This is a genomic window from Frankia sp. EI5c, assembly GCF_001636565.1.
In the GTDB taxonomy this organism is placed as follows: Bacteria; Actinomycetota; Actinomycetes; order Frankiales; family Frankiaceae; genus Parafrankia.
In genome coordinates this window covers 14,956-34,579 of sequence record NZ_LRTK01000058.1, presented here as the reverse complement: position 1 = coordinate 34,579, position 19,624 = coordinate 14,956, and the positions used below count along the sequence as shown (strand labels likewise).

General features: G+C 71.7%; 8 protein-coding genes and 34 pseudogenes. 21 read left to right on the top strand and 21 right to left on the bottom strand.

Annotated elements, in window-relative coordinates:
- Window positions 1-1,025: 1,025 nt before the first annotated feature.
- From UG55_RS40345 to UG55_RS40325, 5 pseudogenes are all read right to left on the bottom strand, one after another.
- Window positions 1,026-1,316, bottom strand: a pseudogene (locus UG55_RS40345) (helix-turn-helix domain-containing protein); the annotation flags it as partial.
- A 1-nt stretch (window position 1,317) separates the two neighbouring features.
- Window positions 1,318-1,525, bottom strand: a pseudogene (locus tag UG55_RS40340) (chromosomal replication initiation protein DnaA); the annotation flags it as partial.
- A 1-nt stretch (window position 1,526) separates the two neighbouring features.
- Window positions 1,527-1,731 (bottom strand): annotated as a pseudogene (locus tag UG55_RS40335) (DnaA ATPase domain-containing protein); the annotation flags it as partial.
- 1 nt (window position 1,732) lies between these two features.
- Window positions 1,733-2,045: pseudogene (locus tag UG55_RS40330) on the bottom strand (DnaA ATPase domain-containing protein); the annotation flags it as partial.
- 1 nt (window position 2,046) lies between these two features.
- Window positions 2,047-2,552: pseudogene (locus UG55_RS40325) on the bottom strand (chromosomal replication initiation protein DnaA); the annotation flags it as partial.
- A gap of 999 nt (window positions 2,553-3,551) precedes the next feature.
- Between UG55_RS40325 and UG55_RS40320 the strand changes: the two are divergent.
- The 21 genes and pseudogenes from UG55_RS40320 to UG55_RS40225 form a co-directional block, all read left to right on the top strand.
- Window positions 3,552-3,616: 50S ribosomal protein L34 (locus UG55_RS40320; RefSeq protein WP_242424861.1), on the top strand; the 65-nt coding region annotated here is incomplete at its 5' end.
- A gap of 54 nt (window positions 3,617-3,670) precedes the next feature.
- Window positions 3,671-3,757: pseudogene (locus UG55_RS40315) on the top strand (ribonuclease P protein component); the annotation flags it as partial.
- Between the two features lies 1 nt (window position 3,758).
- A partial coding sequence (gene rnpA, locus UG55_RS20625) for a ribonuclease P protein component (RefSeq protein WP_242424858.1) occupies window positions 3,759-4,013 on the top strand: 255 nt, incomplete at its 5' end.
- Between the two features lie 170 nt (window positions 4,014-4,183).
- Window positions 4,184-4,510: membrane protein insertion efficiency factor YidD (gene yidD, locus UG55_RS27680; protein ID WP_242424857.1), on the top strand; the 327-nt coding region annotated here is incomplete at its 5' end.
- Window positions 4,511-4,522: 12 nt separating this feature from the next.
- Window positions 4,523-4,744, top strand: a pseudogene (locus tag UG55_RS40305) (YidC/Oxa1 family membrane protein insertase); the annotation flags it as partial.
- Window position 4,745: 1 nt separating this feature from the next.
- Window positions 4,746-4,980: pseudogene (locus UG55_RS40300) on the top strand (YidC/Oxa1 family membrane protein insertase); the annotation flags it as partial.
- 1 nt (window position 4,981) lies between these two features.
- Window positions 4,982-5,125: pseudogene (locus UG55_RS40295) on the top strand (hypothetical protein); the annotation flags it as partial.
- Window position 5,126: 1 nt separating this feature from the next.
- Window positions 5,127-5,532, top strand: a pseudogene (locus UG55_RS40290) (YidC/Oxa1 family membrane protein insertase); the annotation flags it as partial.
- A gap of 640 nt (window positions 5,533-6,172) precedes the next feature.
- Window positions 6,173-6,603: pseudogene (locus tag UG55_RS20615) on the top strand (protein jag); the annotation flags it as partial.
- A 1-nt stretch (window position 6,604) separates the two neighbouring features.
- Window positions 6,605-6,757: R3H domain-containing nucleic acid-binding protein (locus tag UG55_RS40280; protein WP_304440430.1), on the top strand; the 153-nt coding region annotated here is incomplete at its 5' end.
- Between the two features lie 2,568 nt (window positions 6,758-9,325).
- Window positions 9,326-9,808 (top strand): annotated as a pseudogene (locus UG55_RS40275) (16S rRNA (guanine(527)-N(7))-methyltransferase RsmG); the annotation flags it as partial.
- Window positions 9,809-9,835: 27 nt separating this feature from the next.
- A pseudogene (locus tag UG55_RS40265) lies at window positions 9,836-9,933 on the top strand (16S rRNA (guanine(527)-N(7))-methyltransferase RsmG); the annotation flags it as partial.
- Window positions 9,934-9,938: 5 nt separating this feature from the next.
- A pseudogene (locus UG55_RS40260) lies at window positions 9,939-10,153 on the top strand (16S rRNA (guanine(527)-N(7))-methyltransferase RsmG); the annotation flags it as partial.
- A 19-nt stretch (window positions 10,154-10,172) separates the two neighbouring features.
- A pseudogene (locus tag UG55_RS47745) lies at window positions 10,173-10,343 on the top strand (ParA family protein); the annotation flags it as partial.
- A gap of 1 nt (window position 10,344) precedes the next feature.
- Window positions 10,345-10,509 (top strand): annotated as a pseudogene (locus tag UG55_RS40255) (ParA family protein); the annotation flags it as partial.
- A 1-nt stretch (window position 10,510) separates the two neighbouring features.
- A pseudogene (locus tag UG55_RS40250) lies at window positions 10,511-10,589 on the top strand (ParA family protein); the annotation flags it as partial.
- 1 nt (window position 10,590) lies between these two features.
- Window positions 10,591-10,823, top strand: a pseudogene (locus UG55_RS40245) (ParA family protein); the annotation flags it as partial.
- Window position 10,824: 1 nt separating this feature from the next.
- Window positions 10,825-11,450, top strand: a pseudogene (locus tag UG55_RS40240) (ParA family protein); the annotation flags it as partial.
- A pseudogene (locus tag UG55_RS40235) lies at window positions 11,447-11,742 on the top strand (ParB N-terminal domain-containing protein); the annotation flags it as partial. The pseudogenes UG55_RS40240 and UG55_RS40235, both read left to right, overlap by 4 nt.
- 1 nt (window position 11,743) lies before the next feature.
- Window positions 11,744-11,969, top strand: a pseudogene (locus UG55_RS40230) (ParB/RepB/Spo0J family partition protein); the annotation flags it as partial.
- Window position 11,970: 1 nt separating this feature from the next.
- On the top strand, window positions 11,971-12,370 hold a 400-nt coding region (locus UG55_RS40225), incomplete at its 5' end, for a ParB/RepB/Spo0J family partition protein (RefSeq protein WP_396230964.1).
- A 199-nt stretch (window positions 12,371-12,569) separates the two neighbouring features.
- Here UG55_RS40225 and UG55_RS40220 read toward each other — a convergent pair.
- The 16 genes and pseudogenes from UG55_RS40220 to UG55_RS40160 all read right to left on the bottom strand — a co-directional run.
- Window positions 12,570-12,672 (bottom strand): annotated as a pseudogene (locus tag UG55_RS40220) (GNAT family N-acetyltransferase); the annotation flags it as partial.
- Between the two features lies 1 nt (window position 12,673).
- Window positions 12,674-12,853 (bottom strand): annotated as a pseudogene (locus tag UG55_RS40215) (GNAT family N-acetyltransferase); the annotation flags it as partial.
- 4 nt (window positions 12,854-12,857) lie between these two features.
- Window positions 12,858-13,170 (bottom strand): annotated as a pseudogene (locus tag UG55_RS40210) (GNAT family N-acetyltransferase); the annotation flags it as partial.
- Between the two features lie 282 nt (window positions 13,171-13,452).
- Window positions 13,453-13,706: pseudogene (locus tag UG55_RS40205) on the bottom strand (N-acetylmuramoyl-L-alanine amidase); the annotation flags it as partial.
- A gap of 1 nt (window position 13,707) precedes the next feature.
- Window positions 13,708-13,958 (bottom strand): annotated as a pseudogene (locus UG55_RS40200) (N-acetylmuramoyl-L-alanine amidase); the annotation flags it as partial.
- Window position 13,959: 1 nt separating this feature from the next.
- Window positions 13,960-14,505, bottom strand: a pseudogene (locus tag UG55_RS40195) (peptidoglycan-binding protein); the annotation flags it as partial.
- Between the two features lies 1 nt (window position 14,506).
- A pseudogene (locus UG55_RS47740) lies at window positions 14,507-14,657 on the bottom strand (N-acetylmuramoyl-L-alanine amidase); the annotation flags it as partial.
- Between the two features lie 494 nt (window positions 14,658-15,151).
- A pseudogene (gene trxA, locus UG55_RS20580) lies at window positions 15,152-15,392 on the bottom strand (thioredoxin); the annotation flags it as partial.
- Between the two features lies 1 nt (window position 15,393).
- Window positions 15,394-15,472 (bottom strand): annotated as a pseudogene (locus UG55_RS40185) (thiol reductase thioredoxin); the annotation flags it as partial.
- Window positions 15,473-15,717: 245 nt separating this feature from the next.
- Window positions 15,718-15,896 (bottom strand): annotated as a pseudogene (locus tag UG55_RS40180) (NAD(P)/FAD-dependent oxidoreductase); the annotation flags it as partial.
- 1 nt (window position 15,897) lies between these two features.
- A pseudogene (locus UG55_RS40175) lies at window positions 15,898-15,987 on the bottom strand (hypothetical protein); the annotation flags it as partial.
- Between the two features lies 1 nt (window position 15,988).
- Window positions 15,989-16,690: NAD(P)/FAD-dependent oxidoreductase (locus UG55_RS20575; protein WP_242424856.1), on the bottom strand; the 702-nt coding region annotated here is incomplete at its 3' end.
- Entirely contained in the window at window positions 16,687-18,096 is a 1,410-nt protein-coding gene (locus UG55_RS28765) for a hypothetical protein (protein WP_128423102.1), read from the bottom strand. The genes UG55_RS20575 and UG55_RS28765, both read right to left, overlap by 4 nt.
- A gap of 9 nt (window positions 18,097-18,105) precedes the next feature.
- A pseudogene (locus tag UG55_RS40170) lies at window positions 18,106-18,402 on the bottom strand (RNA polymerase sigma factor SigM); the annotation flags it as partial.
- Between the two features lies 1 nt (window position 18,403).
- Window positions 18,404-18,526, bottom strand: a pseudogene (locus tag UG55_RS40165) (sigma factor-like helix-turn-helix DNA-binding protein); the annotation flags it as partial.
- Between the two features lies 1 nt (window position 18,527).
- On the bottom strand, window positions 18,528-18,915 hold a 388-nt coding region (locus UG55_RS40160), incomplete at its 3' end, for a sigma-70 family RNA polymerase sigma factor (protein ID WP_396230965.1).
- Window positions 18,916-19,624: the final 709 nt, after the last annotated feature.

Here is a 19,624-nt window from a genome sequence, read left to right as displayed (position 1 = left end):
CTCGGCTGCACACAGGCTGTACACATGTTCGTCCACCGGCTACCCACAGGATCCGAGGCCACTGTCCCCAGGTTTGGTGCCCCCGCGGCCGGCAAGAAGGCGCCGCCCCCGGCTGTGCACAGGCCGAGAATGGCTACTTATCCACAGCCTTCTCCACAAGCTGTGGGTAAAGACCACAAGTGGCTCTTGCTCGGTGACGGCAGCGCCCCCGTTCGGGTGCCTTCTTCTGGCTTCGTCGGTTTGTAGGTATTCACATTCCATTTGGGCGCTGTTGCCGCCCACGGGCCGACGGATCCGATANGGCTTGTTTGCCGGGAACGCGGGATGCCTGCCCGCGCACCTCGCCGGCACTCGGCGCTAAGGCGTGCGGCCCACCCGGCGCACTCGCTCCCGGCGTCCGCGCGTCGCTTCGGCCCGACCGGACGGATTTCGGCGCCCGACCCTCGCCGCCTGGCCTGGATCGTCCCGGCCAGGCGCTGCCGGCGAGGGGCGCGGGCCGGAAGCCGTCCGGTCGGGCCGCGCTTTGGAGTGGGCTGCTCCGGACCGCACCGGGGCGGGGCAGGGCGCTGGCGGCTCCGTGCACAGGGCTGGGCGTCCCGTCGAGTACCAACGGGCCGCGAATGCCGACGGGGGAATGCTCACGGCGCGGGCCGATGACGCCGAACCGAGCACGACAGCCGCCGAATNGAGCACGACAGCCGCGGAGGCGGCGAAGGAGCAGATGGGCCGCGCTGTCAGCGCGCCGGTGCGCGGCCGCCGAGGACACCGCCGTATTGCTGGCGGAAATCATCAGCCGAGCGCCGGGGGTGAAGGTCGACGCCGGCAATACGCCTTGGCCTCGCGGGCATAATGCCCGCCCTGCCAGCGTCACCGACGGTGGAATGGAGAAGTACTGTCACGCGAGGCGATTCGGGCGCCGGGCCGTATCCGGGGGTAGGCCACCGTCCGTGGGCACGTGGGCACCTGAGTACGCCCGGGACGGCCCGCGCCCGCTCAGGGATGGCCTGTCCTGCCTGGTACTCCGCTCAGGCGTGGCGGGCCTGGGCGCGGATGCGGTTGGTCAGCTCGGTGACCTGGTTGTAGATGGCCCGGCGCTCGGCCATCAGACCGCGGATCTTGCGGTCGGCGTGCATGACGGTGGTGTGGTCGCGTCCACCGAAATGCTGGCCGATCTTGGGAAGCGAGAGATCGGTCAGCTCCCGGCACAAGTACATCGCGATCTGGCGGGCCGTGACCAGCACGCGGCTGCGCGACGTGCCGCACAGGTCGTCCATCGAGACCCCGAAGTAGGCCGCGGTGGCATTCATGATCGCGGCNGCCGTGATCTCGGGGTTGGCCGCGTCCGGAATGAGGTCGCGCAGGACGATCTCGGCGAGGGTGCGGTCGACATGCGACTTGTTGAGACTGGCGAACGCGGCCACGCGGATGAGGGCGCCCTCCAGTTCGCGGATGTTGCGCTCGATGTGGGTCGCGATGTACTCGAGGACGTCCGGAGGCACCGGCAGCCGCTCCGTGGCCGCCTTCTNGGACAGGATCGCGATCCTGGTCTCCAGGTCCGGGGGCGTGACGTCGGTGATCAGTCCCCATTCGAACCGGCTGCGCAGCCGGTCCTCCAGGGCCGAGAGCTGCTTGGGCGACCGGTCGGAGCTGATGACGATCTGCTTCTCGGTGTCGTGCAGGACGTTGAAGGTGTGGAAGAACTCCTCCTGCGTCCGTTCCTTGTTCTCCAGGNACTGGATGTCGTCAACGAGCAGCACGTCGATGTCGCGGTAGCGGCGCTGGAAGGCCAGCTGCCGGTCGTCGCGGATCGAGGCGATGAAGTCGTTGGTGAACTCCTCCATGCTCACATACTTGATCTTGCTCTCCGGGTAGAGCTTGACCGTGTAGTGGCCGATCGCGTGCAGCAGGTGGGTCTTGCCGAGCCCCGAGTCGCCGTAGATGAACAGCGGGTTGTATGCCTTCGCCGGCGCCTCCGCCACCGCCACCGCCGCGGCATGCGGGAACCGGTTGCTGTCGCCGATGACGAAGGTCTCGAACAGGTAGCGNGGATTGAGGCGAGCCGGCTCGGACGGCCGCGGGGAGGGATCACGGCCGAGCCCGGGCGACAGCCGGCCCGCCGCGGGCCCGTCCACCCTGCCCCCGGAGTCGGCGGGGTCGGTTCCGGCGTTGATCACGTGACGGCCGAGGTCCGGCCCGATACCGGGCAGCGTGAGCGGACCGGTCATCGGCTCGGGATCCGGCGTGTGCTCCACCGTCACGGCGACCCGGATCTCGCGTCCATAGGCTGTGGACAAGGCTGTGGACAGGAACGGGCGCAGCCGGGAGTCCAACAGGTCCTTCGTGAACTCGTTCGGCGCGGCGAGCAGTGCCGTGTCCTGGACCAGGCCGAGTGGGCGGGTGAGCCGCAGCCAGGCGCGCTGCTGGGCCGACAGCGCACCGTCCGCGACTCCGGCGACCGCCCCATCCCACACCGCCGACAGATCCGGATCGGATGTCGGCGAGGCGCCCCGGGACGGCAGACCGGCGACGGAGTCGGCGCTGAGGTCGGTCACTGGGGCTCCCTGTGGTTCTTCGTGGCTCTTCGGCGGACGACACGACCGCCGGTTGTCGGAGTCGCTGACTGGCGCTGTGGTCTCTATGTCTCTAGGTAGCCGTCCTGTGCCGGTGGCCGTCGGAAGTGTCGTACTGACGACCATGCCTGGCTGACGGCCGGGTCTCGGGGACGACTGTGCCGGCCGGCGAACGACGGTGTCGAGCCGCCGAGACCGGCAGTTGTGCTGACCGGGATTGTTCCGCGTGGACGGTGACCGACCGACGCGGACCCCCCACCACCTCGCCCNTCACGTCGGCAACCTCGTCCTCCCCAGCCCGCCGCCCGGGCTGAGCCGCCCCGGCGACGCGAGGCGACGTGTGTCTGGCCCGGGTCCACGGCACCCCCTGAGAAGAGTTCTCCACATCGTCGTCCACANCCTGTGCATGGACATGACACCGCATCCGGCGTGGCGTCGGCTGCAGGCCCACAAAGTGGACGACGGCCGGGCCCACCAGGTGTGGTGCCGGCGGGTGGCCGGTGACGGCGCTGCCGCCTACGTCCTCCGGGTGCGGCCGGGAGCGTGGCGGGCGGTTCGCGGACGGAGGTTACGAGAGGCGACGGAGGCACGGACAGAGCACCAAACGTTAACAGCCGGCCGTGGCGGGCCCGGCGCTGGGCCGCCCTGTGACCGACCGGCAGCGACGAGAACGTGGCCTGTGCTCAGGACGGACCCGGCGTTGATGGCATCGTGTGTAGGCTAGGGCGAACCACGGCGACGGTCGGCTCGTAGGGCCAGGCTTTATGGGCGTGGGCTCCGGCGAGCGGATTCCTCGGTCACGAGGGTTCCGGTGGCTGGTGGCCACGCCCTCGCCCCGTCGTCGAGTTGTTCAGCCATGGCCGGCACTCCGCCGGTGTCCCGCCCGCCTGTGTCTCCGGAGTTCTCACGTGAGTAAGCGCNCCTTCCAGCCGAACAACCGCCGGCGGGCCCGCACCCNCGGGTTCCGGCTCCGGATGCGGNCCCGCGCGGGCCGCTCGATCCTCTCCGCCCGCCGCCGTAAGGGCCGCAACGAGCTCTCCGCCTGACGGCGGAACGAGCGCTCGACGCCGTCCAGCCATGCTCCCCCGGGGCTCGCGAGNACGCACAAAGCGGGACCACGCTGTCCTGGGGCGGTCCGGCCGGCGCATCCGGGCGGGGTCGGTCGTTGTCCACAGCATGCAGACCGANGTGGACGGCCCGCCCCGGGCGGGTTTCGTCGTAGGCCGGCGGGTCGGCAACGCCGTGGTGCGGAACCGAGTCCGGCGGCGGTTGCGTGAGCAGACGCGGTCCAGGCTGTCCTCGTTGCCGCCGGGAACCGCGGTACTGGTCCGCGCGTTGCCTGATGCGGCGACCGCGACGTCCGACGAGCTCGGCCGCTCACTCGACTCCGCCTTCCGCACTGTCCGCTCCGCCCGGCCCCAGCGATCGGCCCGGTCCGGATGAGTGCGCTGCCGGGTGTGGGGGTAGCCGGTGCCGCGTNGGCGCTCGTCGACCTCGTGCTTGCCGCTCCCGCGACGGGCAACAGGTTCCCGAGGCTGGCGAGGACATCCGCCGGCGCGGTGCGGGGACCGCTTGCCTGGGTCCTGGCCGCGCTGGTCCGGCTGTACCGCGCNGGCTGGTCAGGCCGGAACGCCGGCTGCTGCCGGTTCGAACCGTCCTGTAGCGCCTATGCCCTCACCGCCGTCACCCGTCACGGTGGCGTCGTCGGTGGTTTGTTAGCTCTCCGTCGGCTGTTGCGCTGCCAGCCATTCTCGGCTGGGGGCTACGACCCGGTGCCCGGCGCGGCGACCGGGAACACCGCCGGCCCAGGCGCCGGTCCGGAGTTCCCGGGCCCGGTGGGCGCCGACCGAGCAGATGCCGGGCCCGGGCATCGCACTGCGTCCCTCCACCGGGGGGCGCGTTCCGAGATCGTCGGTTCCCGTCGCGGAACGCGGGTGTGAGGAGACTGTCAGGTGTTGGATCCGCTTTATCATCTCGCGGCGAACGCGATCGTCTTCTTCCACAAGGGCTTCGGGCCGATCTTCGGCAGTGACAGCTTCTTCTCCTGGGCGCTGTCGGTCGTTCTGCTCGTCGTCTGCGTCCGCATCCTGATCTTCCCGCTGTTCGTCAAGCAGGTGAAGTCGCAGCGAACGATGCAGATGATGCAGCCCCGCATCAAGGAGATCAAGGAAAAGNACGGCCACGACAAGCAGCAGATGCAGCTGGAGATCATGAAGCTCCAGAAGGAGCATGGAAATCCGCTGCTCGGCTGCCTGCCCATCCTGTTGCAGATCCCGCTGTTCATCTCGCTGTTCCACGTCTTCACGCACCTGGCGCCCATGAACGAGGGGCCGGGCGGCTCCCTCGTCTGGCGACCCCGGGTCGGCCTGTCCGCCGATGAGGTGGAGCAGATCGCCGAGGCGAAGCTGTGNGGCATCTCGCTGTCGAGCAAGTTCACCTCGTCGCCGGACTTCCTGCATTTCCTCGGGGCCAACGGGACCAACACCCGGATCCTCGCGGTCGCCCTGATCGTGCTGATGGGCGCGACGACCTTCCTGACCCAGCGCCAGATCATGNCGCGTACCGGGCCGGTCGACCCCCAGCAGGCGATGGTCCAGAAGGTCCTGCTGTACGGCTCCCCGCTGATGCTGGCGATCTTCGGCTTCCGCTTCCCGATCGCGGTCCTCCTCTACTGGCTGACCACGAACCTGTGGAGCATGGGCCAGCAGTTCTTCGTCATCAAGAAGATGCCGCCGCTCGCGCCGCTCGCTGCCAGTGGCAAGGTCCCGGGCGCGCGTACGACCTCTACCGAGGGCGTCGCGGTCTCCCGGCCGGCGCCCGGGGCGCGTGCGGGGGCCAAGTCCGGAAACCGCCGGCGAACCGAGGAGGTCTCCGCCGGCAGGGGAACCACCGCCAAGGCCGGCCAGGCTCAGACGGACGGCGCCGAGCGCGGAGACGACACCGGGATCGCCTCGCCGCGGTCNGGCAACGGCAATCGGCCGTCGAGCGCCCCGCCCGGGACCCGCTCCCGCTCCGGCGCCGCCGCGAAGAGTGGTGTGGCGAAGTCCGGGGCCGCGAAGTCCGAGGCCGCGAAGGCCGGTGCGCCGAAGGCCGGTGCGCCGAAGGCCGGAACGTCCAAAGCCGGCACCGGCAAGGCAGGCTCCGGTAGCGGCAGGCCGGACGTGCAGAATGCGGCCGCCGATGCCGTGACCGATGCCGTGACCGGGGCACAGCCGGATTCGGCGCCGGCAGCGGCGGGAACGTCCAAGGCGAACGGCGTGGCCGATTCGGACGCCGCCGGCCGCCCGGCCCCCGTCCCCGCCGGCGCGCGGCGAGCCCCGGGCGGCTCCCGCCCCGCGAAGCGCCGGACGAAGGGCAAGCGACCGGGCGGTCGCCGCTGATGAGCGGGCGGTCACGACACGCGCCGACGAGCCCGGGCATCCTTACGGGACCTGACCGGACACCGGACCCGGCCCCGTCCACGAGTCTCGCCCGGGCAGTCTGGCCGGGACGACCCGGTACGTCCCAGGCGGTTGCCCGCCGACAGCGCCGCGTTGACCCCGCGGCGCTCGGACGTCCCGTACTCTCGGCACCGCCGCCCACTTTCCCCTGGAGTAACGCTGATGACCGGTTCGGCACCTGACCTGGCCGTGGAAGGACCCGAGGCCAACGAGGCCAACGAGGACGGCCTCGCGGCCGGGACCGACCCGACGGCGGCCGAGGAGCCCACGGGCTCCGGCGAGCGCCGGCTCGCAGACCTGGAGCAGGAAGGCGAGATCGCGGCCGACTACATCGAGGGTCTGCTCGACATCGTCGACATGGATGGTGACCTCGACCTGGATGTCGAGGGCGGGCGCGCTGTCGTCGCCGTGGTCGGGGACGGGCTGGACAAGCTGATCGGGACCGGCGGTGAGACCCTGGAGGCGCTCCAGGAGCTGACCAGGCTGGCCGTCCTGCAGAAGACGGGCGTCCGGAGCCGGCTGATGCTCGACGTGGGTGGGCACCGGGCCCGGCGGAGGGTGGAGCTGCGCAAGGTCGCCGCGACCGCCGCGCGNCGGGTTCTCGAGAGCGGTGAGCCCCGCAAGCTGGCCCCGATGACGCCGTTCGAGCGCAAGGTCGTGCACGACGCGATCGCGACCATCGATGGCGTGCACAGTGAGTCCGAGGGTGAGGAGCCCAGCCGTCGGGTCGTGGTTCTGCCCGACTGACCGGGACGCATGACGCGCAGGCCCCGTCCTTCTGGGCGGGGCTGCCGCATGTCAGCGTGCGGGGCAGCTTCCCCGGTGGGGCTCGGCGGCCGGAACGGAGCTGAGCTTCGCGCGTGGAATCTGACGCCATGCACAGGTCAGGCCCGCCGGCCCGACCAGCCGGTGTGGTCGGCGGCCAAAGGATCCCCGATCCTGGACGCATGGTGAGGGGATCGGGGCACCCGTGGTTTCGTCGCAGGTAGGTATGCCCGCCCGGGCCGGTGCCGGCCCGGGCGGCGGCGAGGGCCCGAGCGACATAGGCGTGATGGGCACCGGCGTGATGGGCACAGGCATGGTGGGTACAGATGTGGCCGGTACAGATGTGGCCGGTGTCGACTGGCCTGACGGCGAGCCGGGCGGGGGGNGGGTAGACGCTGCNGGATCCGTGGACCGTGCCCGGACGGTGTCCGGTGCGGGGCGCTGGTGGCTGACCGGATTCGTCCTGGTCGCGCTGGCGGCGCCGACCATCCTGCTCGCCGCCTACCTGCGCAGGCCGTTCTGGTACGACGAGATCTGGCGAGGTCATTTCGTCAGCGAGCCGCTGACATCGATGTGGTCCGAGCTGGCGGTCGCCAACACGCCGTCCGCGGTCGGGTGGCTCGGCCNGGTTCGGCTGCTCGGCGAGGTGCTGGGCTGGCACAGCTGGGCGCTGCGCCTTCCCGGTTTTCTGGCGGTACCCGCGCTGGGAGCCGCCCTCGCCATCCTCGTCCGCAGGTTCTCCGGGCCGGTCGCCGCCGGGTTCGCGGTGTGCTGGCTGTGCCTGAACGTCACCTTTCTCGACCTGGCCTCGCAGCTCAAGCCATACGCGATCGAGGCCCTTGTCACGGTAGTCGTCGTCCTGCTCTGGCTGGGTCCGGCCGGCGGCGACGCATCCGCACACCAACCTCCCCTCCCCCGCCGCCTGCCCCTCCCCCGCGGCCTGCCCCTCCCGCACCGACGGACGGCGGCCGGGATCGTCGCGCTGTTCGCGGTGCCGGCGGTGTTCGTGCTCCTGCCGCTCGCGGCACTGGACGTCCTGACCGGCGGGCCGGGCCGGCGCCGGCGGCTCGCCGAGGTGCTGCCCGCCGTCGGTCTGGTGTCCGCGCACACTCTTCTTTTTCTCGGTCACCAGTCGGCCCAGCGTGCCGGGAACTACTGGGACACCCAGTTCCTCGCCGGACGGGACCCGTGGGGAGCCGTGACCTTCGTCGCGGACCAGCTGTGGAAGACCGTCACCGGCTCGCCGCCGGGAACTGACCGGTTCGATCCGAGCCTCGTGCCGGGCTACCTCGACCTGCCGCACTTCCTGCCGTGGCTGCTCGCACCGGCCACCGTCCTGTTCGGGGCGGTCGGCGTGGCCACTCTCGGCCGGCGGGCGGACGGCCGCCGGGTGCTGGCCGCGCTCGGTGGAGCCGAGGTCATCATGTTGGCGGCGAGTGCGGTCAGGTTCTGGCCGTTCGGCCCGACACGGACGAACCAGTTCGTCGTACCGCTGCTTCTGCTGCTGGTTGTGGTCGGCGCGGACAGGGTGACCCGCGGCGCGATCCGGGAACTCCGCGTGGCCCGCGCGGCCGGGGTCGCGGAGGAGACCTGGGCAGCCCGGACGGACCGCGGTCTGGCCGGCTGCGCGGTACTGGTTGTCGTCCTGACGGCCGGGACGGCGCTGGCCGGCGGGTTGTCCGGAGACCGGGTCCTGTGGGAGCGCCGGGACCGGCTGCGCGGTCTGGACCTGATGGTTGACGCGACGGTGGCTNCCCGACGGCTGGTCCGGCCGGGCGATCTCGTCGTCGTCGGGGGCCGGCTCGCCCGCCCGGGCTGGATCTACGCGATGGAGGCCAGCGACGACGGGCCGCGGGCGGACGAGGGACTTCCCGCCTTGCCGCCGGGCACCGCGCCNGGACGGGAAGCTCCCAGGGTGAACCGGACCGACACCGTGTTCGTCGACCCCGGTCGGCTCGATCNCGCCGGACGTCCCCTGTCACTTGCTGACCAGCNGATGCGGCCGGAGCCCNCCGGCCGGCTCGTCGTCTTCGTCTTCGATGTCGAGGAGAAGGCGATGGCCCCCGGTCTGGCCGAGCTACGGGCGGACGGCTGGTGTGCGGGCGAGCCCTGGTCGTTCAGGCTGACCGGAACGGTGACCGTCTACAGCCACTGCGCGTCCCGACAGTCACGAACGGCCGTGCACGGCAAATGATTCACGGGAAACATCTAGTCATGGAACCGCCGTCTCGGTACTGATTCCCGACACAGCGGCTATCCAGGGCATCACCTGACGCCCCAACCCCGGTTCACGGGGGATGCTTGTTCTGTGCCTTCATGCCCCAGCTTTCCGTGCGCTTCCCGGCGCCCGCCCTCGGCCGGGCCCCGCTCCCCCGCTCCGGGGAACCCCCGGCCCCGCCGTCGGCCGGCCTTCACCCGCGTGGGCGAGCGCGGTTTCGGCGCCGAGGCCGGCCGGTGAAGATTCCTTCGGTGAACCCGCCGGACGAGCACCTGCCGGTCGAGGGGCCTGGCGCCGGGGCAGCCGAGTCCACCGAGGCAGCCGAGGCAGTCATCCCGGTGGGTTCGGGTGGGTTGGACGCGGTACCGGACGTCGCGGCCGACCTCTTCGGGGACAGGCTCCCCCTGGCGGTCCAATACGCCGAACTGCTGGCGACGGCAGGGGTCGAGCGGGGCCTGATCGGCCCTCGGGAGACGGGTCGGCTGTGGGAGCGCCACCTGCTGAACTGCGCCGTGCTCGCCGAGGCCGTCCCCTCCGCCGCGGAGCTGGCGCAGGTGCCCGGAGCGGCGGGCCGGGCGCCGGAGGTCGTGGACGTCGGCAGCGGCGCCGGGTTGCCCGGCATCCCCCTTGCGCTGGCCCGCCCAGATCTGCGGGTGACCCTGCTCGAACCAATGGACCGAAGGTGCCGTTTCCTGGCCGAAGTTGTGGCACAGCTTGGCCTGGACGAACGGGTGGACGTGGCCCGCGGCCGGGCTCCCGACTATGCACAGCTGCCGCCACGTCGTGCTTTCGACGTTTCCGTGGCCCGCGCGGTCNCCCCGATGGGGCGTCTGGGTGCGGTNCTGCTGCCGATGACGCGTCCGGGCGGTGTCATGCTTGCACTGCGCGGTTCGCGAATCCTTGAGGAATTGCAGGCCGCGCGTAGTGATCTCGATTCCCANGGTNGGCGCGAGGTGAACGTCGTGACGTGCGGAGCTGGCCTGGTGGAGGAACCCACCCGTGTGCTGCGCGCGACGCGCTCTGCCTCGGCAGCCCGTGGGGACGGCGGGAGGGGACGGCGCGGCGCGGATGACCGGCAGGCCAGACGGGCGACACAGTCACGGCGGGCGCGGGAGGGAACTCCTGATCGACCGGCGCGTGGACGGTCGCGTTCCACGTGAAACAGAGATGCCTCATCAGATGGCGATGGCACCCCAGGCAGCGTCGGCGGGTCGAGGTGGCTCGGCTTACGGGAGGACTCCGGGCGGTGGGTCCGGCTTCCCGGGGCTGGACCCTCTCGACTCATCGACCCCGATCGGAGCGGCGGCGGCAGCAGCGGTGGAAGCACTGACAAAGGAACGACGACGGCCCNTTCCCCGACCCAACCGGCGGCGCGTCATCACCGTCGCGAACCAGAAGGGTGGCGTCGGCAAGACGACCACCACGGTCAATCTCGCGGCCGCACTGGCCATGCACGGCATCCGGGTACTCGTGGTGGACCTGGACCCCCAGGGCAACGCCTCGACGGCGCTGGGTGNGGACCACCGCTCCGGCACGCCTTCGATCTACGAGGTGCTGGTCGGCGACCGGCCACTCGACGAGATCGTCGTGCGCTCCNGGGAGGCCGAGGGCCTGTTCTGCGCACCGGCGACCATCGATCTCGCCGGCGCCGAGATCGAGCTGGTGTCCCTGGTGGCGCGGGAGACCCGCCTGCGGCGGGCCATCGAGGGCATGCGCAACGAGGTCGACTACGTCCTCATCGACTGCCCGCCTTCTCTCGGCCTGCTCACGGTCAACGCGCTCGTCGCGGCCCGCGAGCTCCTGATCCCGATCCAGTGCGAGTACTACGCCNTGGAGGGTCTCGGTCAGCTGCTGCGTAACGTCGAGCTGGTCCAGGCCCATCTCAACCAGGAGCTCCGGCTGTCGACCATCCTGCTGACCATGTACGACTCGCGCACCCGCCTCGCGGACCAGGTCGTGCACGAGGTGAAAGAGCACTTCGGGGATCGGGTGCTCAACACCACGATCCCGCGCAACGTGCGGCTCGCCGAGGCCCCGAGCTACGGTCAGTCCGCGCTTACCTATGACCCGGCGTCCCGCGGGTCCCTCTCCTATCTGGCGGCAGCCCGGGAACTGGCGGAGCGCGGGGCCGTCCGCCCGTCACGCGGAGCCGCGTTGGTCGACGGCGCACCGCCCGCCGACATCGAGCCCGCGGTGCCCGGCGGCGCCCTCCCTAGCGTCGCTGGGCCGCCTGTGGACCACTCCCCCGCCTCCAGGCCCGGCCCGAGTGGTCCGCCCGCGTACGGGCCCGCTGAGCGGCACGCCGCGCCCACGCAGTACGGCCCCGCGGAACCGCGTGGTGCCGCCGACGGCTACGGTCCGGCCGACGGCTACGGCCCGACCGACGGCTACCCCGCGGTGGACGGCCCCGGTGCGGCTGACGGCCGCGGGCCGAACCTGAACGGGGCCCGTCGATGACTGCGCGGCGAGGCGGCCTCGGGCGCGGGCTCGGTGCCCTCATCCCCGCGGCCGCCGAAGCCACGGATACCTACCAGGGGCCCGGCGCGGAGCGCGTGCCCGCTCCGGCCCCGGTCGCCGGCGCGGTGTTCCGGGAGGTCGCGCTCGACTCGGTCACCCCCAACCCGCGCCAGCCGCGCACCCACTTCGATGAGGACGCCCTCACCGAGCTGGCGGAAAGCCTGAAGGAAGTAGGCCTGCTCCAGCCGATTGTGGTCCGCGAGCTGTTGCCGGGCCGGTACGAGCTCGTCATNGGGGAGCGTCGCTGGCGGGCGTCCCGGCTCGCCGGCCTGGAGCGGGTGCCGGCGATCGTGCGGGAGACCGCGGACGACGCCATGCTCCGCGACGCGCTGCTGGAGAACCTGCACCGCCAGCAGCTCAATCCGCTGGAGGAAGCCGCGGCCTACGAGCAGCTGCTCCGGGACTTCGGCGCCACCCACGAGGAGCTGGCGGGCCGGCTCGGACGGTCCCGCTCGCACGNCACGAACACCATCCGGCTGCTGGGCCTGCCGCCGGCCGTGCAGCGGCGGGTGGCGGCCGGGGTGCTCTCGGCCGGGCACGCCCGTGCTCTGCTCTCCCTGGAGGATCCCGACGCCCAGGACCGGCTGGCGACCCGGATCGTCGCGGAAGGGCTGTCCGTCCGGGCGGTCGAGGAGATCGTGGCCCTGGGCGAGGTGGGTCCGCGCAAGCGTGCCCCGCGGCAGGCCCGCACCCCGGCCCCGGCGCTCAGCCGGATCGCCGACCGGCTGTCCGACCGCCTGGAGACCCGGGTCAAGGTGGACATGGGCCGCAGCAAGGGGCGGATCACCGTCGAGTTCGCCACGATCGAGGACCTGGAGCGGATCGTCGCCGCGATGACCCCCGACTCCGCCGCCTCCTGACCCGGCGGTCAACCAGGACCCTCAGCTGAACCGGCTCCGGTCCGAACCGAACCAGCGCGGCCGCGGCCGCCGACCTGGCGGGACGGACCGGACCCGCCAGCACCGTGGCGACCCCGCGGCGGCGGCGGGGCCACCACGGAGGCCCCGCCCGGCCCAGATCGTGCCCGGCGGGCTCGGTGGGCTCGGCTCGCCGCCCGGCTCAGATCGCGCCTGGTACCGGGTTCACCTGGCGCAGGACACCCTCGGGGTTCATGGACCCGAGCAGGCGCTCCAGGGCCACCTCGACGTCCTCCCGCCAGCTCNCCGCGTTCTTGACCTCTAGCCGCAGCCGGGGCCAGCGGTGGTGCGGCCGCACGGTCTTGAAGCCGACGGCCAGCAGGTAGTCGGCGGGTACGACGCAGCGTGTGCCGGAGCCCTTCAGATCGCCGAACGCCTCGATGGCGCGGTAACCGCGTCGGATGATCTCCTTCGCCACGGACTGCANGANGNCCCGGCCGAGCCCCTGGCCGGTGAACTCCTCGGCGATCTGGGCCGTCATCAGCAGGACGGCGTCCGGGCTGACGGGACTTGTCGGAAATGCCGCCGACCGCGGGACGTGCGCCGGCGGCGCGAACATCACGAAGCCGGCCGGCACGTCGTCCACATACACGATTTTTCCGCAGCTACCCCACTCGAGCAGTGCGGCCGAGACCCAGGCCTCCTTCTCGATGTCGGTGGCTCCGGTCTCCTCCGCGCGGCTGCGGGCCACCGGGTCCAGCTCCCAGAAGACGCACCGCCGGCATGGAAGCGGGATGTCATCGNTGTTGTCGAGCGTGATGTTCGCGATCCGTCGACTCATCGAGCCACGCCTCCCAGCGGTTCGGACAGCCATGTCAGGCCGGTTGTTCCGCTTACCTCCGACAGCCTAGGACTCCGGCCGCCGCCGGTGGAGTCGGGCACGCCGTGAGCTGTTCCACGTGAAACCTGCCGGCGGAACGCGCGACGGGGGACCGGCCCGCCGCCGGGTGGGCGCGCCGGCGAGGTCAACCGCTCCTCCCGCCCGCGGTCAGGTGCGGGCTGCGATGCGGGGGACTCGCAGCTGNCCGGTCGGCGGGTCCTGCTCGGGCGGCAGGAACAGGCGCTGGGTGGCGGCGAGCAGGGCCTCCGCCACGGCGGCCCGGAACTCCGTCGAGGCCAGGGCCGCCACGTCATGGGCATTCGTGAGGTATCCGAGATCGATCTGAACGGCCGGCATGCGGGTGCGGCGCAGCAGCTCCCAGGTCTTTGGATGCGCGCGGCAGTCGACCATGTCCGTCCGCGAGACGATCTCCCGCTGGACCAGCGTCGCGAACCGTTCNCCGACCGCGGACGATCCGCGCGCGTGGCCGTAGTAGTAGGTCGAGACGCCCTGCGCCTGCTCCGAACCGCTCGCGTCGACGTGCAGGGAGACGAGCAGGTCGGCACCGATCTCGTTCGCGCGCGCCGCCCGCTCCGCCTCGGCCGGCGACTCGTGCGGGCCGTGCACCAGATGCGCCTCCAGGCCGGACGCCAGCAGCCGGGCCTCCAACCGGGAGGCGAGGTCCGCCATCAGATCGCGTTCACACAGCGCNCCCCGAGTCACGCCGGGGTCATCGCCGCCGTGCCCGGGGTCGATGGCAACGACCACGCCGAGCAGGGAAGGCCCGCGGGCGAGCAGCCGCACCGACTCCCGCAGGACGTCCGGGCGGCCGCCGGTGACCGTCCGCTCCAGGCGCTTGAGCTCGCGGAGCGTGCGGGGGCCGCACAGCCCGTCGGGGTCCAGCCCACGGTTGCGCTGGAAGTCCCGGACCGCGGCGTCCGTCCGGGCACCGAAGATCCCGTCGGCGCGGCCGACGTCGAACCCCATGTTCGACAGGCGCTCCTGAAGCGCGGCCACGTCGTCGCCGACGAAGGGGTGGGTGACGCTGTAGTAGAGGAGGCGGTCACCGAGCCGCCGCCGGGCCTCCTCAATGGCGCGAAAGGTGTCCGGCCCGATGACGCCGTCGACCGAGAGCCCGCGGCTCTGCTGAAAGGCCCGGACCGCGTTGTCCAGGTCGCGGTCGAAAAGATCGGCCGGGTCGCCGGCGGCAGCTGCCTCGACCCCGTCGCCACCGAGGGCGGAGCTGTGAGCGGGAGCGNGGACGGGGACGGGGGTGGTGGCGGTGAGGTCGGCTGTGCCGTCGGCCGTTCCGGTCTGGCGTGGTGCGACTGGCAGGAAGCCGAGGTAGATGAGAGCTGCCCGGGCTTCGGCTACGGAGGGATCACGGTCACCAAGGCGCAGCAGCTTCACGAATGAGCACCTTTCGAATGTGCGTTCATCGAACCGTCGAGATGAGCCGATCGGTCCGGCCGCCGAATCCNGCCATCAGATTAGGCCATGGGCACCTCGGTGCGAGGACGGCGATCCCCNTCGTCCGGCTTTCGGAGGCTGAGTGGGCTTCGTCGCGCCAGGGACCACCCATGCCAGGCCGAGAATGAGCCCTAATCACCGAACGTGACCGACGTTTACGTCGGCGGGCCAGGTACCGGCCTGCACGGAGCATTCGATCATGTCTACCGCCCGCACAGCCCCGTACAGAGGCGGTACCGCGCGTCGCGGTCCTCCGGGGCACCCGGCGTACACCTGCAGTTTCTGTCAAATCACACGCGGTAGCGAGACGGGGGAGAGGGTGCAACGGTGACGGCCCGCTCCAGAAGGAACGGGCCGTCATTTCCGATCATTGAGTTTTCGCGGGTCACCGCGTCGTGGCAACAGCCGTGCGCCCGGCAGGGGCGCACCTCCGCTCAGACGTAGGCGGACAGGTCGCGCAGCAGCGCGGCCTTGGGCTTCGCGCCGACGATGGTCTTGTCGACCTCGCCGTTGACGAAGACAGCCATGGTCGGTATCGACATGATTTGGTACTGGCGGGCGATCTCCGGGTTCTCGTCAATGTTCAGCTTGACGATCCGCAGCTTCTCGCCGTGCTCCCTGGCGATCTCCTCGAGCACCGGTGCCACCATCTTGCACGGGCCGCACCACTCCGCCNAGAAGTCGACGAGCACCGGCTTGTCGCTCTTAAGTACCTCGGTGGCGAACGTGTTGTCCGTCACCGCGCTGGTGGCGCCNGCCATGGGGTTCTCCCTCGGGATCTCGCGTTTGCACTGCCTGGCCTGACGTCGGTCGGCCCCTGGTGGCGGCCGGCCTGCTGAAGCGCTGGGAAACCAATTGTCCTGGCGAAGTGTGCTGATGCGGTGTCCGGCCGCTCGGTTTCGCCCGTACCGGGCGGCCGGATCGGGCGATCAGGTGGCGGCGAGCTCCGGCGCCGGAACCCGGGGGGCCTCCGCCGTCGGGTCGGCCGCGCCCTCACCGNTGGCGATGTAGCGCTCGGCGTCAAGTGCCGCCGAGCAGCCGGTGCCCGCGGCCGTGATGGCCTGGCGGTAGGTGTGGTCGACGACGTCACCACAGGCGAAGACGCCTGGGATGTTGGTGAGCGTGGTCGGGTGGGCCACCCTGACGTAGCCCTCCTCGTCCAGCTCCAGTTGGTCGCGGNCCAGCTCGGTGCGGGGATCGTGGCCGATCGCGACGAACAGTCCGGTCACGGCCAGCTCGTCGGTCTCGCCGGTGACGGTGTCACGCAGCCNCACACCCGCCAGCTTCTCCTCGCCCAGAATCTCCTCGACCGCGGCGTTCCAGCGGAAGGTGATCTTCGGGTCGGCGAAGGCCCGCTCCTGCATGATCGCGCTGGCGCGCAGCTTGTCCCGCCGGTGCACGATCGTCACCGACTTCGCGAACCGGGTGAGGAAGGTCGCCTCCTCCATCGCCGAGTCGCCGCCGCCGACGACCGCGATGTCCTGATCCCGGAAGAAGAAGCCGTCACAGGTCGCGCAGGCCGAGACGCCGCGGCCGAGCAGCCGGTCCTCGTGCTCGACGCCGAGCTTCTTGTAGGCGGAACCGGTGGCGATGATGACCGACCGGGCGAGGTAGGTCTGGTCCTCGACCTTGATCACCTTCGGGTCGGCCCGCAGGTCCACCTCGGTGACGTCCTCGGGGATCAGCTCCGCGCCGAAGCGCTCCGCCTGGGCGCGCAGGTTGCCCATGAGCTCCGGCCCCTGGATGCCCTCGGGGAAGCCCGGGAAGTTCTCCACCTCGGTCGTGGTCATCAACGCGCCACCGGAGGTGACCGCACCCTCGAAGACCACCGGACGAAGGTTCGCCCTGGCCGTGTAGATCGCCGCCGTGTATCCGGCCGGGCCGGACCCGATGATGACGACGTCCAGGACCTGCTCCCCGGAACGTTCGGTCCCGGCGGTCGGGACCGCCTGGTCCTTGCCCTGGGCTGTCACAACTGCTCCCTTCGTGATGCCGGCGGCCGCCCGCCGGCTGCTCCTCGGCCGGCGACTTCGGTGGCGGCTGACGTCGACATGATGTCTGTCCCCCACAACCACGCACGGTCGCCACAGATTCCGGTGCGATCCATCACCGCTTCCCAGCGGCGCTCGGGTACTGGGCGCGGCTCTAGGCGCGGCTCGCGTTCACGCTGTACAGGACGGCGCTCGAAACCGGGACGACGCCGCAGTGCGCGTCGATGACGACCAGGCGCGCGGCGTTCCCCTGCCCAGGCAGCGAAATCACCAGCAGGATCGCCTCCTGCCCGTCGAAGCGCACCCGGTCCAGCGCGAGCACCGTGCCGCCGGCCTGTGCCGCGAGGCTGTCGTAGCACATCCGCAGCTGCGTAGTGCCGACCGCGCGCAGCACTGACTCCGGTGCGGTTACCCTGCTCCCGAAAACGGCCGGCCGCCTCCGCCGGCTGCTCCATGGAGTCCGTGCCCGGGGCCAGCCAGGATCCCGCGTCCGGGTCCGCGTCCGACCAGCCGAACCAGGTCGGGGCGAGCCGACCGGCCAGCAGCTCCTGGCCGTGAGGCACCACATCCGACGGGCGCAGGATCATGTCGGAGTCGGCCACGAGCACCGAGGTGCCGCCCGGCGGCACGCTCAGGGAACGGGTGCCGGCCGCCGTCGGCGCCGCCGCGGAGTCGGGACGCACCACGATGTCGCCGCCCGGGGGTGCGCTGGCAGCCACCGGGCTGCTCGCCGTGGCGTCGGCCGAGCCGGCACCGCCGGCGGTCAGCCCGCGCACGGCCAGCACGGCGGCGCCGAACGCCACCAGCGCGAGGCAGGTGGCCGCGATCGAGACCCAGTCCCGGGCCGCGCGGCCGGGAGAACCGGGGCGCCCGCGCCGTCCACGAGGCCCTCCGGTGCCGGCGCCGCGGAACCGCGCGGGCGAGCCGCCCCCCGGCCCGCGCCACAGCCCAGCTGCCCGGCGGTCGCCCTGCTCACCGTATTCGCCGTATTCGCCGTATTCGTGCTCGTGCTCGTGATCGTGATCGCGGTGGGTGGCCGCGGCGCCGAAGGCGTCCAGCGGGGAACCGCCGTCGGCACGACCGGCCGCGGTGCCGCTCCTGGCCGCGAGCGCCGCATGGATGCGCTCCGCCACCTCGTCGGGCATGGTCATCGTGGCGAGCCGGGCGAGCTCGCCGCGTACCCGGCGCAGCGCCGCGAGCGTCTCCTGGCAGGTGGCACAGGCCCGGATGTGGCGGTCGGCCCGGCTCGCGACAGCTCCCCGGGATCGCCCTGGGTCCGACAGACCCGGGTGGGCGTCGAGGTGGGCGTCAGGGTGGGCATCGAGGTGGGCATCGAGGTAGGCATCGAGCGTTTCGATGTCAGGGTGGGCGCCGTGCTCTTCCGTCATCACCGCCGATCACCTCCTCCGGCGAGTCAGCCGCCCGGCCGTCAGATCGGTCGGGTCGATGGGGCTGATGGGATCAATGGTGTTGGTCGGCCCGGACGGTCGGGCTGGTTCCGTGGGCTCCGCCGGTTCCGGGATAGCGACTCCGTCGGGCGCCTGCGCATCGTCCACCGCCCGTCCCGCGTCCGCGCGTCCCACATCTGAGACGGAAGGGGAGGCCGGCTGGTTCCCGTGGGCCGGTGGGAGAGCCCGTTCGGGGGCGAGATGCCCGAGATGGACGGCGAGTTGGGCGCGGGCCCGCGAGCAGCGNCTCTTGACCGTTCCCACCGGAATGCCCAGCATCGCGGCGACCTCCGCCACCGGGCGTCCCTCGACGTCCACCAGCACCACCGGGGCGCGCAGCGTGATTGGGAGAAGGCCCAGCGCGGTCTGGNTGTCCATCCGGGTGTCATGCTCGGCGATCGCGTCGCGGGTGTCCGGCGGCTCCTGGGCGGCGCCGTCCGGTGAGGACGGCAACGGCACCGTCGGGCGCACGGCGCGGCGGCGCAGGCGGTCGAGGGCCGCGTTGGTGACGATCCGGTGCAGCCAGGTGCCGACGGCCGCCTCGCCCCGGAAGTCGGCCGCCCGGCGGTGCGCGGAGAGCATCGCCTCCTGGACGGCGTCCGCAGCCTCCTCGGCGTCGCGCAGCAGGGTGAACGCGACCGTCCACAGGCGGTCCGCGTGCGCGCGGAACAGCTCGCCGAAGGCATCCGGATCACCCGCCACGTGCCGGCGCAGTGCGTCCGCGTCGGCGGCGGCCGCTGTTTCCGCGGCGCCGCCCAGGCCTTCGGCGCCGCCCACGGCGGTCTGGCGGGCGCGACGACGCGCGCCCCGCCGTGCGGGAGGCGAGCTCACCGGCTCTCCATCAGCTCTCCCGCCCCGGTCAGCGCCGGAACTCGACCTCGGCGATCGATCCCTTGAGCTTCCCGTCCGCGGGGTTCGTGGGCAGATCGGTCAGCCAGAGCACCCAGTACTTGTGCGGTGTCTGGTCGGACGGCATGCCGACGCTCATCTTGCCCGACCCGGTATGCGTGTCACCGATCTTCGGGTAGTCGTCGATGGTGTTCGAGAGGCTGTCGCCCGCCCGCAGCTCGAACGAGACCGGCGCCAGCTTGCCGATCGTGACCACGACCTCGCTGGGAGCGACAGCCTCGGCGAAGGTGAACCGCAGACCCACGCCGGTCTTCAGACCGCCGAACGGGGCGGGCTGGGCGTAACCCGTGGTGGTCCACTCGGTGTCCGGGTTGCCGTCGGTGGCCAGCGGGACGTTGTCGGGGTTCTCGTCCTTCACCGGATCGTTTGTCTGNGGGTCGAAGGACTCGGCCTGGGCAAAGTCGATCTTCGTTCCGGCGGCCCGCATCGCCGTGGACGTCGGGGAGGTGGCGCCGCCGTCGTCGCCATCGCCGCCNTTGTCGTTCAGCGCGATCACGGCGACCACGGCGATCAGGAGAACGACCACCGCGAGCGCCACCCAGGGCAGCACACCGCGGGC

Bases quoted from the DNA above. Each gene is read 5' to 3' on its own strand.
- UG55_RS28765 (WP_128423102.1), bottom strand. From the start codon at position 18,096: ATGACGGAAGAGCACGGCGCCCACCCTGACATCGAAACGCTCGATGCC.